The sequence below is a fragment of the Desulfonauticus sp. genome, assembly GCF_055126295.1.
Window position 1 is genome coordinate 101,886 of the sequence record NZ_JBSRHE010000001.1, and the last position, 13,617, is coordinate 115,502.

Here is a 13,617-nt window from a genome sequence, read left to right on the forward strand (position 1 = left end):
AGATGTTTAAGAAAATTTTAGTTCTCTTTTTAAGTATGTTTTTGCTTTTTTCCTCTCTTACCTGGGCCAAGGAAGTAAGGGAAAAGCTGGTGGAAGAAAGTACTCTGGAAACCATTTTAAAAAGAGGCGTGCTTAAAGTGGGTATGTCCACCTTTGTGCCCTGGGCCATGAAAGACAAAGAGGGTCAATTAATTGGCTTTGAAATAGATGTGGCCAAGCGCCTGGCCAGGGACATGGGAGTAAAGGTACAGTTTGTGCCTACCAAATGGTCAGGCATTATCCCGGCCTTACTTACAGGTAAGTTTGACATTATTATTGGAGGGATGAGCATAAGGCCTGACCGCAACCTGAAGGTAAACTTTTCTATTCCCTATGATTATTCAGGTATGTCTCTGGTGGCCAACAAAAAGCTGGCCCAAGGCTTTTCCCGGCTAGAAGACTTTAATAAATCAGAAGTACTTATTGCAGCCAGATTGGGCACTACTGCAGCCAAGGCAGCAGAAAAGTATTTTCCCCGAGCCCAATTAAAGCTTTTTGACGACGAAGCCCAGGCCATTCAAGAACTTTTAAATGGAAGAGTGCACGCAGTAGTAGCCTCTGCTCCCCTGCCTGCCTTTAAGGCCCTGGAATATCCAGAGCAGTTGTTTTTGCCCATCTCTGGCACTTTTACTAAAGAACCCATTGGCTTTGCCATTCGTAAAGGAGACCCTGACTTTTTAAACTATTTAAATAGCTGGATTAGGGTGGTGGAAGCAGAAGGCTGGCTCCGAGAAAAACACCACTACTGGTTTGAAACCAAAAACTGGGAACACCTTTTAAAGTAGTTTAAAGTTATCTCAACCTTAAGAGATGCTAAAGAAAAAAATAAAATTTACCCTTTTAGACCTCTTCCTGCTTACAGGACTTGGCCTTTTAGGGGTATATGTTTTTTTAAAGGTAAAAAACAACCTCAACTACAACTGGGATTGGCAGTTCATTTTTCATTACTTATTCTTTATTGACCCTGCTACAGGCAAAATCCAGAGCAACTACCTCTTACAGGGCTTTTTTACCACCATTAAGTTAAGCCTGTTTACCACTTTGCTGGCAACTCTTATGGGAAGCGTGCTGGGGCTTATGCGCATAAGCCCCAGTTTTTTAAAAAAAAGCCTCTCTACTTTTTATGTCCAAAGTATTCGCAACCTTCCGCCCTTAGTGGTGCTGTTTATTTTTTACTTTTTTATTGGAGACCAGATTTTTCCTCTCTTTTCCCTGGAAAACACCATCTTAAAGCTTTCTCCCAGCACCCAAAAAATACTTAACTTTCTGTTCGTACCCCCAGAACAAATCACCTCTTTTTTATCTGCCCTTTTAGCCATGTCCATTTACGAAGACGCTTATATTGCCGAGATAGTCAAAGGTGGTTTAAATTCCATCCCCAAAGGACAGTGGGAAGCTGCAGCCAGTCTGGGCTTTTCCTATAGCCAGCAATTAAGAATGGTCATTTTTCCCCAGGCCTTTTCCAAAATCTTGCCTCCTTTAGCTGGTCAATTTATCTCCATAATCAAGGACTCTTCCATAGTCTCAGTTATTTCCATTCAGGAACTTACCTTTCAGGGCATGGAACTTATGAGCTCCACCTACAAGACCTTTGAAATCTGGATTACCATTACCCTGCTCTACTTTTTGCTCACCTATTCCCTTTCCTGGATACTAGGCAAGCTAGAACTAAGGCAAAACCAGTCTTCATTTTTTGTAGAATAGACTTTTTAATCTCAATTTTTTGTAGAAAACCCTGGTAAAAAGTTCAAAGTTTTCTGCCAGAACCTAAAGATTAACACTCCTTTTATTCATCTTGTCATCTGGAATAAAATTTGCTAGAAGTTTTTTAGAAAATTTTAATCTAGGAGGTTTTATAATGTCTCAAAATCAAAACAACAGGCAAAAGGGTTTTACCCTCATTGAAATCATTGCTGTACTGGTAATCCTGGGAATCCTGGCTGCAGTGGCTGTACCCAAGTTTGTAAGCCTACAAGAAGAAGCCAGAAAAAAAGCTGCAAGTGGTTTAATCGCCTCTATCCAATCCGCCTTAAGCATGAAATATGCAGAAGAGTTATTGAAAAACAATGGAGATACAAATGCAAGCTGGAATGCATTACCAGCTGACAATACTTGTGATGATTTAGTATCTTTAGATGGTTATGATGGATATACAGCTGCATGTAGTGGTGGAAGATCAAGCAATGTTATAACTATTACTGTAACAACTCCAGATGGGGAAAATATCACCGGCAACTTTACCAATCCAAACTCCTAACCAACTTTTATGGCCTCTAAAGCTGGCTTTAGTTTGCTAGAGATTCTGGCTGTTTTGGTTATAATGGGTGTTTTAATGGGCATAGTCCTTTCCAGGGTAACCTTTTCTCCAGAACAAGAGGTTACCCTGGAAGAAATAAAAAACCACCTGCGCTACGCTCAATTAAAAAGTCTCAACTCAGACTATCTTTGCGGGATAAGGTTTGAAAATAAAAAATACTTCTTTTTTTGTGACTTTAATGCCAATCAAAAAATAGACCCTGAGGACCAATTACTGCTGCCTGGCGAAAACAATAAGGAAGTAGAAGTTTCCTTTTTGCAACAAAACTTACAAATAGTATATGACAACTGGGGAAGGCCCTTTCAAGACCTTTTACTCAGTACTCCTTTAGAGGGAAACCTAAACTTAGGGCAGGGACAAACTCTCTATGTTACCAGAGAAACAGGTTTTATTCCCTAAAAAGCAGGGATTCTCCCTTTTAGAACTCATAATTACCCTGGTAGTAGGAGGTATTTTAGTAGCCACCATTTACACCCTGACCCGTACTCATCCTTTGAATAGCGTCGAGCCATTACTTTTCTTACAAAAAAATTCCAGGTTGGTACAGGCAATGGAAGAAATAAATGGTTATTACCGCTGGCTTATCCAGGAAAACGCCTTAACCGACTTAGAGAGCTTTGCCCAGGAAATTCCTGCCAGAGTAAAGGCCATTGACTCCAACCTGAAAGTACAAACAGAATTTATTGACTTTAATGCTGAACATAAAGAAACTTCTGATACGCAAAATAAAAAAAGGTTTTTAAAAGTTAGTTTAAGTAATGATAAAATAACCATTTTTAACTTGTTTACCAGATGAACAAAAAACAGGGCTTTACTCTTTTAGAACTGGTTTTGGTGCTTATTATTGTGGGTATAATTACCCTTTTTTCTCCCTTTGGCCTGATGGAAGCAATAAATAGCTATCTTGCCAGCAAGCAATATAGCGAATACAATCTCAAAATAAGCGTGGCTCTTTCGAGAATATCCAGAGAATTAAAAGAACTCCACAGTGTAAGTAAATATACCAGCCAGTCCATTACCTATAAAAGAGATAATCAAGATTATACCTTAAATCTGGTAGGAGATGAATTAAAGATAAATGGCTATACCCTTTTAGATAAAGTAAGTGCGTTTAAGCTCCAGCTGGAAAAGGTAGATGGAAATAGCTGGCAACTTTCTGATTCGATAGAAGAGTTAAGCAACATACTTATTTCTTTAACCGTCAATACCTCTCCACCAATAAGCATTAACTTTGGGCTTAACCCCTGGTTTAACGATACCTATAATGGACCAAGGAAAAAATGAGAAAAAAGCAAAAAAGTTTAAAATCAGAACAAGGATCTGTGCTTCTTTTTATAACCATTGTCCTTTTAATAGCCCTGCTTTTTGCAGCTGGCTTATATGTACTTTCTTCCACTTCTCTTTTTAGCCAGCCTCTATCCACCTTAGGAGAAAGGACTACTTATCTGGCAGAAGCAGGCTATCGTTATGCCGCCAGTGAATTTTTAAATGAAGAAGACATCGTAAGTAAATTTAATCGCCTGGAGGAGCTGGACAAATCTAGCTTTCAATTTCAGGATGGCTCCAGTTTTACTTTGCACATCTATCCTTATTTTTTGCGAGTTTCTTCAGACTACAATGAAGCTACCACCATAATCTTAAAAGCTCCTGGCACTCTGCCCACTCACTTAAACTTCCCAGCAGAAGGCAATCTAAAAATAAACTCTGAAACCTATAGCTATACCCAGGGGACAAAAATTGATAGTTCTCAAGTAAAAGTCACTTTAAACCAACCCATTACAGTAAGTGCCAATGCTCATGCCTACTTTGTCTTTTACCCCAAATACTCGCAAACTTTAACTACTGGCTCCTCTTTAGTCCTGGCAGGTAATGATACTCTTTTTTCCATACTACCCCTACGCAATGGATATATTGAAATAAATGGAGAAAACTATTTTTACCACTTCAAGGAAGAGGGCTCTATTGTTTTAACTGAACTAAGAAAAGAAGATGGGACTAATTTTAATATTTCTATTGATGAAGATACTGAAGTACTACTTAAAACCAGTGCTATTATTGAATCTGAAGGAATAGTGGGGCAAAGTCCTTTAAAGGTAAGTAGAAAAGTAGCTTACTACATTCCCATTACTGATGAACTAAAAATCCCAGGAGGTGGAGAAGAAGCTGTACCTCTAAGTAATGAACCAGGCGGACAAGATACCTTTGAAAACCTTAACAACTGGGATACAGGAAATAATCATGCCAACCAATATGTAGATACTAACTCCAAAATAGGAACCAATCATGGATATTTTAAAAATAGAATGGCTAATTTTCACGACCTGCCTTTAGTTTTAGACTTAAACCCTGTACTTATGGAGTCTGGTACTCAGGCCAATTTAAGGGCTATCTGGGGAAATAGCTTTGACAATGTTTATGTAGTAGGAGATGGGGGAATTATTTTGCACTATGATGGCAGTTCCTGGAATAAGATGACCTCTCCTGTAGAGAAAAATTTAAGAGATATCTATGGGTTTGGCAGTAAGGGAGAAGAAAAAATCATCGCTGTAGGAGATGAAGGAACAATCCTGAAGTGGGAAGGAAATAACTGGGAAAAAGTTTTAATGAAAGATGGTAGAACCTTTAGTGTCTCTGACCTTTATGCAGTGTGGGGTACTAGCTGGAATCACATTACCACTTATGGAGATTACGGCACCAGTCCCTTTAAGTGGTATAGAGAGGCAGGAAATTGGTACAGAAAAACCTGGGCAGGTTGGCCCTGGAATAGCTGGTATTATGAGCGTATATATTTCTCAAATGGAATTCAATGGCGACCCTATGATATAACTAGTTGGGAAGATAGACATTTTAGAAAAAGCTGGGAAATAGAAAGTAATGGAAATACTTCCATTTTTATTTGCGGGCAAACTACCCAGGGTAAGGCCTTTATTTTTCGAGAAAAGCCAGATCAGGAAGCATATTTTAAAACTTATAAAAAAATAAGCTCTTTTAATAGTATCTGGGGAAGTAATTTAAATGATATATATGTAGTTGGAAGTAAAGGAAATATATATCACAATAACAAGCAGGGAGAGGAAAATAGTTGGAACCCCCAAAACTCTCCTACCAGTAATAACCTAAACGGCATCTGGGGACAAAATTGTGGTAATCTAGTCTATAGTGTGGGAGATAAAGGCACTTTAATTTATAAAGTAGAAGATTCTTCCTGGACAAGCTTAGATTTAAACAACATCACCAAGGAAAATCTAAATGAAGTCTGGTCAGATGAAAAGGTGGGTATTTATGCAGTAGGAGATAAAGGGACTATTCTCTTCTTGGGTTATGTGGAAAATCCCTATAAATACTTCATTTTACCCTTAAAAAAGTTGCAGGAATTATCCAATTTCTGGCAAAATAACAACAAACTTCTCACCTATACAGCTCAGGTCAAAATAGGTTGGGGTTATAAACTAAAATATGCAGCTACTGGCATAAACTTCAGGTGGGCAGAAAACCTGGAATACAAAGACAAATATGAAGGTTATGGTGTGTCTTTTATGTTTTACCGACCCAGTAGTGAAGAATGCACCAATGACTATATCCCCAATTCTATAAAGCCCTTTTATAAAACCGATAAAGAAGTAGCCAATAAGTTACTTCTGGTTCTCTGGAAACAAGAGGTAAAACAAGGACAGATAAAAAGGACCTGGATTGCCTATAAAGATTTAACTGAGGATGTTAAAATTTTAGGAGACAGCTGGCAATATAGTGGACGGCTGGAAGATTTAACTTCCCTATTCTTAAGAATAGAAGAAAAGAAAATAAATGGTCAAAAGGTAAATGAGGTAAAAATCTTTTATGGTGATGCTTCCACCAATCCCAGAGAAAGCCACATTGCAGACAATCTGTACGACAATACCAACAGAAAAGCCTATAATCCAACTTATTCTAAGACAACATCACCTGTGCCCATTACCTGGCCTCTCTGGGATTTAAGTGCCTGGCAAGAATCCTCAGATTTTTTTACCCTAATTAGAGATGTGTCTGTGGCTGCAAATCCTCAACCAGCTACTTCTGCCATTCACTATTGGATTTTAAATCCAGAAGTAAGTGAGGCAACTTTGCTGGAAGATGAAGCTACCATCCGTCTAACTCAATTTACCTCTCCAGAAGGAGATAAATTTTATAATGACACAGGACAAAATGCCCATTCCAGACCAGAAATAGGACTGCATGCTTTTGGAGATATACAGAGTATAGATAGCAATACCTTTGTTAGCTTTAGTGAATTTGCCCTTTCTCTGGGCAAAAGTGAGGCAGGTATAGACCAGGATGCAGCCTTTGGAACTTTATATTAATAAGAGGCCTTAGCCATGAAAAACAAAACCTTTTTTTTGACCCTTATTTTTCTTTTTAGCCTTTGTGCTCAGGGGTTTTCTTTAGTTTACCTTCCAGACAAAAAAGAAAAAATACAAAAAGAAAGTTTAAAAGAAGAAAATAAAACCATGCTAGAAGTCAAAAAAGAAAAGAAAAGAGAAATAGAAGTAAAAACCAAAGAAGGTAAAACCATCAAAATACAACAACGCTAATCATCTAAGTACAATTCTTTTATCTGTCCATAGAAGCTAGCAAATTCTCCTCTTAAAATAGATTCTCTGGCTTTTTTAGCTAAATTTACAAAGTAATGTACATTGTGAATGGTATTTAAACGATAGCTTAAAAGTTCTCTAGAAACATAAAGATGCCTTAAATAAGCTCTGGAAAAGTTTTTGCAAGCATAGCAGGAACAATTGCTATCTAAAGGTCTTAAATCCCTTTTATACTCTTCTCTTTTAATGTTAATTTTGCCCTGGGAGGTATAAAGGGTTCCATTACGGGCATTTCTGGTGGGCAAAACACAATCAAACATGTCAATACCTGCCCTTATTCCTTCCACAATATCCAAGGGCTTGCCTACTCCCATAAGATAACGAGGCTTATGCTCTGGAAGCAAAGGAGCTGTAAAATACATAAATTTTAGCATCTCTTCCTTGCTTTCTCCCACACTAAGGCCCCCAATGGCATAGCCAGAAAAGGGTATGGCTGTAATCTGCCTGGCACTTTCCACTCGTAAATCTTTAAAAAAACCTCCCTGCACTATGCCAAAAAGTAGTTGCTTTCCTTCAGGATAATATTCCCTACACCTTCTGGCCCAATAAGTAGTAAGTCCCACTGAAGCCCTGGTATAGTCATAATCAGCTCCATAGGGCACGCATTCATCCAGGACCATCATGATGTCTGAGCCCAGATTTTTTTGAATTTCAATGGCCTTTTCTGGAGAGAAAAAATGCTTGGAACCATCCAGGTGAGAAGAAAATTCCACTCCTTCTTGCGTTATTTTACGCAACTTGGCCAAACTAAACACCTGAAATCCACCCGAGTCAGTTAAAATGGGATAGGGCCAGTTCATAAACTCATGTAACCCACCCAAATCTCTAATTAATTCATCTCCAGGCCTTAAATAAAGGTGATAGGTATTGCCCAGAATAATCTGCGCACCTGCTTCCTTTAAATCCTCAGGGCTCAAACTTTTCACACTGGCCTGCGTACCTACTGGCATAAAAACAGGAGTTTTAATAAGGCCATGGGCTGTCTGCAAAAGCCCTGCTCTAGCCTGGCCTTCTTGTTTTTCTAGTTTAAACTCTCCAATTGCTAACTTTTCTTTGTGCATTAACTTTACCCTTGAAATAAAAATTCAAACTCTTTTTTACAAAAAAATATCCCCTTTTAAAATAAAGGGGATAGGAAAACACTTTTTTAAATAAATTTAATTAATTCCAAGCTTGGGACAAATATCTGCTAAGGGACACTTCTGACAATCTGGTTTCCTGGCCTTACAAATCTCTCTGCCCAGGTAAACCAGCAAATGGTTTACCTTTCCCCACTCTTGGCGAGGGAAAATAGCCATTAAGTCCTTTTCAATCTTGTCAGGGCTTTTCTCCCTACTAAGTCCCAGCCTAAAACTCAACCTTTTTACATGGGTATCTACAGCAATGCCTGCATTGACTCCAAAGCAATTGCTAAGAATGATATTGGCAGTTTTTCTAGCCACACCAGGAAGTTCCAACAGTTCTTCCATAGTGGAAGGGACTTTTCCACCATGTTTGGAACTTAAAATTTTAGCAGTATTAACGAGATTTTTGGCCTTATTGCGATAAAAACCTGTGGAACGAATAACTTCCTCCACCTCGGTTAAAGAGGCCTGAGCCAATGTTTCCGCATCTGGCCACTTTTTAAAAAACAAAGGGGTTACCTTGTTGACCCTTTCATCAGTACACTGGGCAGATAAAATGGTAGCTACCAAAAGCTCATAGGGATTTTGCCAGTTTAAAGCAGTTTTTAGAGGGTATAGCTTTTCCAGGCGTTTTAAAATAGTCAGGGCTAACTCTTTTGGATTCATTCCTTAATACCACTTAACTTCCAGTTCCAGGGTCTTTCTAATGCCCTTTTCCTTTTCCTTTTGACTGACTTCTATTTCTAGCTTAACCATTTCAGGCAGTTCCAGAATCACCTCTTCCTCTTCACTTTTTAACAACAAGTTCCCCTTTTCTAAATTATCAGCAAAATCCCGCAAAAAAGAAGCCAGCTCCCTTTTGTTTACTCTTTGCTCAAACTTAAAAATCTTGTTCTTACTCATAAAACACCTCATTTAAAAATGGCATTCAGCCTGTTTAAGTCCAGCCCCCTAATAATATTACCATTGTAAATAAAAGTAGGTGTGGCTGTAAAACCAAATTTATCTGCCAGTTCCTTTTGTTCTAAAATTTTGTTCTTAATCTCTTTAGAATTTACCAGTTTTTTAAACTTATCTTCTTTTCCACTTAATTTAGCAAAATAATTTACTATCTCCTCATCTTTTTTCTTACTCCAGTCCTTACTAAAAATCTCTGAAGAAAAGTCTTTGTCTAGCTGCAAACCTGCTTCAAAAATCTTTGCCAATAAAAAAGACTTTTTATGAGTTTCCAAAGGATAATTTAAAAAATAAACATCTAAATCTTTGGCTTTAGTAAGTTTAGATTCCAGAAAAGCATTGGCTTTTTTGCAAAAAGGACACTGAAAATCAGATATTTCTACTAAATAATTTTTTTCTTTTCCACTTCCCTTTAAATGCGTAAGTTTTTTAAAATCAAAATTATCTTTAAAATAAAGAGTCATGTATTTATTCAAAATATTTGTGCCTGTAGCCAGTTGAATAAAGTTTTGCGCCACCACTTCTCCATTGGTAAGGAAAAATTGGCTAAGTTTTTTGTTGGGTAGAGTTATCTCTGCCCTGACCAGGATAAATCCTTTAATTTCCTTAACATCGCTAATCTTTTCTACTTTAATTTGCTCTTTCTTTATATTTTTTCTGGCTAAATTAAGGGCCAGGTTATCTTTAAAATCCTTTAATACATCCTGGGCATAAACTGTCTGACCTAAAAGCAACAGAAACATTCCTAAAATAAGCAGTGTTTTTTTCATCTAACTTTCTCTTCAAAAGTAAATTTAACTTAGTTTTTGTCCACAATTGGGACAAAATCTGGCCTCTTCCAGAGCCACTTCCTCTCTACAGGTAGGACAGGACTTACCTACTGGCATTAATTCTACAATAAGTTCCCCTTCTTTTACAGGGACCATTTTCTTATCTTCCTGATAATTGGCAAACTTTAAGACCCTTTTTACCACTCCACTTACAGGAGATAGAACTGCCTTTTCCTGTTTCATCACAGAAATGTTAAAAAGTTCTTCTCCTTCTTTTACCCTATCTCCTGGCTTTACATGCATCACCCACAAATCACCATTGCAGGGCGCAGCCACTTGATAGGGATTTTTCGGATCAGCCATTTCCACTTCACCCTTCTCACTCCTGGTCCCTTCAGCCACCTTTACCTGATAAGTAAAAAATTCTGAATCCAGACTATATCGCACCACACTATTACCATTTTGGTCAGGCTGAGAAATATCTAAAATCACCAGAGTATGAGGTTTTCCTCTAGAATCAGTAAAATTAAGCTCCTGCTCTGGTTCCAGGCCTTCAAACCACACATCCAGGGGCAAATTATTGGAATCTCCAAACTGAGTCCTTAGATTGATGGTTTTCAGGGCATCTCCTGGATGATTTAAGTAATTGACCAATTCTTCCTCTGTAGGTTCCCTTTCAATAAGAGTAGCCAGTTTGCGACGCTCTGCTTCAATGTCAATGTCCACCAAATCTTCTAGGGGTGATTTTTCTGTCCTTTGTTGCAAAGCTTCCAGATACTTATCTCCAAAGGCACTTTCGTAAACCCAATCCGGTGGAAAGCCCAGGGGCAATTTTCCAAATTTACCCAGAAGTAAATTGCGAAAGGCATCATTACTATCTCTATAAATCAAAAGCCTATCTTTTTTGGTCTGTTCATCCAGCTTATCCTCAGGAAGAGTTACCACCTTTTCCAGTACTTCCAGAAGCCTTCTGACCTCTTTTTCTCCTCCTCTCTTGTAAGCCCCAGTAACAGCTAAAAAGGCTGTGTTCCAGGTAATCTGTGAACCTGGAGTTACATCGTGATAACGCACAACTTTGCGGATTCCAGCCAAGAAACGCAACATATAGGGAAGCAGGTGAATATAGCCTTGTTTCATGGCTCCTTCTTGAGAAGAAGAGGTAGCTCCGCCAGGCATGCCATGCTCTACCACATCATAATCAATTCCCTGAAAGTAAGGAGCAGTATAACGGTCATAATAGGGCATAATCTGTTTTAAGACAAAATTACACTTTCTAATCATTTCTTTATTTAAATTGGTCTTTAAACCAAGCTCTTCTAAGTAAGCAGCAGTAGAAAGCACTTCTCCCTGACCATACCAGCGCACTGCAGCCCCAATAGCTGTATCTACTATTTTAGCTCCTGCTTTAGCAGCTTCAGCTACAGCAGGCACAAAAAGGCCATCAGTATAGTGTCTATGGTAGTGAATAATCAGGTCTGGATATGCCTTTTTAATCGCTGTTACCAGCTCACGCATAAACTTAGGCGGACAAACTCCAGCCATATCCTTAAGGCCTAAAATAATGAGCTTTTGGGCTTGTTTTAAAGAAACTCCAGCAACCTTTTTCACCATTTCTAAAATTTCTTCCACAACTCCCAGATAGTGGGCCACATCAAATCCTTTAGCATAAGAAAGAGAAATGGCTGGTTCAAAAATATTGCTGGAAGAATTTAAAACCACTTCAGCCAGAGGATACATATTTTCTATGTGGTTTAAGAAGTCAAAACAGCGCACCACATCATAATGTTCACAAATCATTTCACCAGTAAGGCGCATTAAATTTTTAGGCTGGGGTTTATAACCCAGGAGATTGGTAGAGCGTACTAAAATTTGTTTTAGGGTTTTAGGAGCAAACTGATTCCATTCTTTAGCTTCTGTAAAAGGATAGGTCATATTGGCCAACATGGCCACATGATAATGAGCACCTCCGCCATTTTCTATGGAAAAGAAACCACAATTATCCAGGTAAGGGCCAATAAGCCTATCTTCAGCCAATCTAAATCTATTGCCACTATTGGATTGAGTTATATCCCTGGGAGTAGTGTCCATAAAATGCACATAGTCACTATCCCTGACCATATCCAAAATGGCCTTTCTATCTCCCCGGGGATAAGGATAAGTATAAGACTTGGGATCAATTTCAGGTAAAATGGGATTAAACCTGCCTATCCGTTTGTCAAAACGCCCTCTATACTCACCCAGTTCCAGGTAAGGGTTATATCCTTTGGCTGAAATCTCTGCCACCAGATGAGAAAGCCGAACACTTTCTGGTTCAGTATCTCTATAAACCATTACCTCAGGATGAGTAGCAATAAAATTGGTATCAAAGTCTCCAGTTTGAAAATCAGGATGATTGATAATTTTGCGATGAAAAGGAATAGTACTCTTTACTCCTCCAATCACATATTCTCGCAAAGCCCTATCCATGGTTTTTAAAATCTTGGGCCAGCTTTTACCATAAACTATAAGCAAAGAAGCAGCAGAATCATATTGAGAGGGAAAGTTATATCCTCCACCTACACAGGAATCCACCCTAATACCCTGACCACCTGAAGAAATATAGCGAGTAATAACTCCAGAATTGGGAGTAAAATTATTTTGTGGATCTTCTAAGTTTATTCTAGCCTGCATGGCCCAGTTGGTAGGGATAGTATTTTCTTCGTTAAAACGAAGTTTAGAACCAAAAGCAATGGCAATTTGCTCTTCTACCAGATCTATTCCGTAGCGACACTCGGTAATTCCATGCTCTACCTGTAGTCTTGTATTTACTTCTATAAGATAAGGAATACCCTCTGCATCAACTAAAAACTCCACTGTAGCCAAAGAATAATATCCCACTTCTTTAATAAGTTTAACAGCATATTCTTTTAGTTTTTTCCTCAACTCCTCAGTCATTTTGGACCAGGGAGAAGGAGTAATTTCAATGAGTTTTTGATGGTTGCGCTGAACAGTACAATCCCTTTCATCAAAGGCAAATACATTGCCATATTTATCTGCTACTACTTGAATCTCTATATGCCTTACTGAAGGCAAAAACTTTTCCACATAGAGCCTGGGATTGCCAAAGGCTGCCTGAGCCTGGGTAGAAGCCTTGATATAAGCACTTTCCAGTTCACTTTCCCTATAAACCTCATAGATTCCTCTACCTCCACCACCGCCTTCAGCCTTGAGCATTACCGGGTAACCAATTTCCCTGGCTAAAACTTTGGCTTCTTCTAAACTTACAGCTTCTTCTGACCCGGCAACTACTGGTATGCCCAGTTTTTTGGCCAGCTTACGCACTTCCACTTTATTCCCCAAAAGGCGCATGGCTTCTTGTTCTGGACCGATAAAAACTATCCCAGCTTCTGCACATTTTTGAGGGAATAAATCATTTTCCGAGGCAAACCCCCAACCAGGATGAATGGCTACTATACCTTTGGCTTTAGCCTTGCTAATAATAAGGTCCATATCCAGATATGCTCTGGGATCGCTCCCCAAAAGAAGTAAATCCACAGCCCCAGAGGTAAAAGGAGCAGTTTTATCTATATCCGTAACTGTCATCACAGGTATAGCTTCCAACTCATAGATGGAACGCACAATTCTTCTGGCTGGAATACCTCTATTGGCCACCAAAATTTTTTTACCCTTAAGTTCTTTTTTTACCTCTTCAAAACTCTTCATCTAGCTCTCCCCTAAAAATCTATTTACCTGAAAAAGATAAAACAAACCCTTTGACTTCTTTTTTTTCTAAAAGCTTTAAA

The 13,617-nt window shown here is 38.6% G+C and carries 13 protein-coding genes; 8 read left to right on the top strand and 5 right to left on the bottom strand.

Translation table 11 applies throughout. The annotated features are described in order from the left end of the window. The first annotated feature begins 2 nt into the window (after window positions 1-2). The 8 genes from ACTCIM_RS00500 to ACTCIM_RS00535 all read left to right on the top strand — a co-directional run bounded on the left by ACTCIM_RS00500 (window position 3) and on the right by ACTCIM_RS00535 (window position 6,924). Window positions 3-824 carry a transporter substrate-binding domain-containing protein gene (locus tag ACTCIM_RS00500; protein ID WP_472313246.1) on the top strand — a complete coding sequence of 274 codons (822 nt, stop codon included), beginning with the start codon at window positions 3-5 and terminating at the stop codon, window positions 822-824. 25 nt (window positions 825-849) lie between these two features. Next, complete coding sequence (locus ACTCIM_RS00505; protein ID WP_472313247.1) at window positions 850-1,743, top strand: amino acid ABC transporter permease; 894 nt, start codon at window positions 850-852, stop codon at window positions 1,741-1,743. Window positions 1,744-1,897: 154 nt separating this feature from the next. Next, on the top strand, window positions 1,898-2,296 hold the full coding sequence (locus ACTCIM_RS00510) for a type II secretion system protein (RefSeq protein WP_472313248.1): 399 nt from the start codon (window positions 1,898-1,900) through the stop codon (window positions 2,294-2,296). 9 nt (window positions 2,297-2,305) lie between these two features. After that, complete coding sequence (locus ACTCIM_RS00515; protein ID WP_464279704.1) at window positions 2,306-2,755, top strand: type II secretion system protein; 450 nt, start codon at window positions 2,306-2,308, stop codon at window positions 2,753-2,755. Next, on the top strand, window positions 2,724-3,152 hold the full coding sequence (locus tag ACTCIM_RS00520; RefSeq protein ID WP_472313249.1) for a PilW family protein: 429 nt from the start codon (window positions 2,724-2,726) through the stop codon (window positions 3,150-3,152). Before ACTCIM_RS00515 ends, ACTCIM_RS00520 begins: the two co-directional genes overlap by 32 nt. Next, on the top strand, window positions 3,149-3,640 hold the full coding sequence (locus ACTCIM_RS00525) for a prepilin-type N-terminal cleavage/methylation domain-containing protein (protein WP_472313250.1): 492 nt from the start codon (window positions 3,149-3,151) through the stop codon (window positions 3,638-3,640). Before ACTCIM_RS00520 ends, ACTCIM_RS00525 begins: the two co-directional genes overlap by 4 nt. Next, on the top strand, window positions 3,637-6,693 hold the full coding sequence (locus ACTCIM_RS00530) for a beta propeller repeat protein (RefSeq protein ID WP_472313251.1): 3,057 nt from the start codon (window positions 3,637-3,639) through the stop codon (window positions 6,691-6,693). Before ACTCIM_RS00525 ends, ACTCIM_RS00530 begins: the two co-directional genes overlap by 4 nt. 15 nt (window positions 6,694-6,708) lie before the next feature. Then, window positions 6,709-6,924: a hypothetical protein gene (locus ACTCIM_RS00535; RefSeq protein WP_464279699.1), complete on the top strand. Its 216-nt coding sequence runs from the start codon at window positions 6,709-6,711 to the stop codon at window positions 6,922-6,924. On the opposite strand, the gene tgt is transcribed toward ACTCIM_RS00535, so the two are convergent. The 5 genes from tgt to ACTCIM_RS00560 all read right to left on the bottom strand — a co-directional run bounded on the left by tgt (window position 6,921) and on the right by ACTCIM_RS00560 (window position 13,537). After that, on the bottom strand, window positions 6,921-8,045 hold the full coding sequence (gene tgt, locus ACTCIM_RS00540) for a tRNA guanosine(34) transglycosylase Tgt (protein WP_472313252.1): 1,125 nt from the start codon (window positions 8,043-8,045) through the stop codon (window positions 6,921-6,923). The genes ACTCIM_RS00535 and tgt overlap by 4 nt on opposite strands. A 96-nt stretch (window positions 8,046-8,141) precedes the next feature. Continuing rightward, complete coding sequence (nth, locus tag ACTCIM_RS00545; RefSeq protein ID WP_472313255.1) at window positions 8,142-8,774, bottom strand: endonuclease III; 633 nt, start codon at window positions 8,772-8,774, stop codon at window positions 8,142-8,144. 3 nt (window positions 8,775-8,777) lie between these two features. Beyond that, entirely contained in the window at window positions 8,778-9,011 is a 234-nt protein-coding gene (locus ACTCIM_RS00550; protein WP_035260454.1) for an amphi-Trp domain-containing protein, read from the bottom strand. Window positions 9,012-9,019: 8 nt separating this feature from the next. After that, entirely contained in the window at window positions 9,020-9,835 is an 816-nt protein-coding gene (locus ACTCIM_RS00555) for a DsbA family protein (RefSeq protein ID WP_472313257.1), read from the bottom strand. A 24-nt stretch (window positions 9,836-9,859) separates the two neighbouring features. After that, the gene (locus ACTCIM_RS00560; RefSeq protein ID WP_464279694.1) at window positions 9,860-13,537 is read right to left on the bottom strand and encodes a pyruvate carboxylase; all 3,678 of its coding nucleotides are present in this window, start codon (window positions 13,535-13,537) and stop codon (window positions 9,860-9,862) included. Window positions 13,538-13,617 lie beyond the last annotated feature (80 nt).

Bases quoted from the DNA above. Each gene is read 5' to 3' on its own strand.
- ACTCIM_RS00500 (WP_472313246.1), top strand. From the start codon at position 3: ATGTTTAAGAAAATTTTAGTTCTCTTTTTAAGTATGTTTTTGCTTTTT.
- ACTCIM_RS00505 (WP_472313247.1), top strand. From the start codon at position 850: ATGCTAAAGAAAAAAATAAAATTTACCCTTTTAGACCTCTTCCTGCTT.
- ACTCIM_RS00510 (WP_472313248.1), top strand. From the start codon at position 1,898: ATGTCTCAAAATCAAAACAACAGGCAAAAGGGTTTTACCCTCATTGAA.
- ACTCIM_RS00515 (WP_464279704.1), top strand. From the start codon at position 2,306: ATGGCCTCTAAAGCTGGCTTTAGTTTGCTAGAGATTCTGGCTGTTTTG.
- ACTCIM_RS00520 (WP_472313249.1), top strand. From the start codon at position 2,724: ATGTTACCAGAGAAACAGGTTTTATTCCCTAAAAAGCAGGGATTCTCC.
- ACTCIM_RS00525 (WP_472313250.1), top strand. From the start codon at position 3,149: ATGAACAAAAAACAGGGCTTTACTCTTTTAGAACTGGTTTTGGTGCTT.
- ACTCIM_RS00530 (WP_472313251.1), top strand. From the start codon at position 3,637: ATGAGAAAAAAGCAAAAAAGTTTAAAATCAGAACAAGGATCTGTGCTT.
- ACTCIM_RS00535 (WP_464279699.1), top strand. From the start codon at position 6,709: ATGAAAAACAAAACCTTTTTTTTGACCCTTATTTTTCTTTTTAGCCTT.
- tgt (WP_472313252.1), bottom strand. From the start codon at position 8,045: ATGCACAAAGAAAAGTTAGCAATTGGAGAGTTTAAACTAGAAAAACAA.
- nth (WP_472313255.1), bottom strand. From the start codon at position 8,774: ATGAATCCAAAAGAGTTAGCCCTGACTATTTTAAAACGCCTGGAAAAG.
- ACTCIM_RS00550 (WP_035260454.1), bottom strand. From the start codon at position 9,011: ATGAGTAAGAACAAGATTTTTAAGTTTGAGCAAAGAGTAAACAAAAGG.
- ACTCIM_RS00555 (WP_472313257.1), bottom strand. From the start codon at position 9,835: ATGAAAAAAACACTGCTTATTTTAGGAATGTTTCTGTTGCTTTTAGGT.
- ACTCIM_RS00560 (WP_464279694.1), bottom strand. From the start codon at position 13,537: ATGAAGAGTTTTGAAGAGGTAAAAAAAGAACTTAAGGGTAAAAAAATT.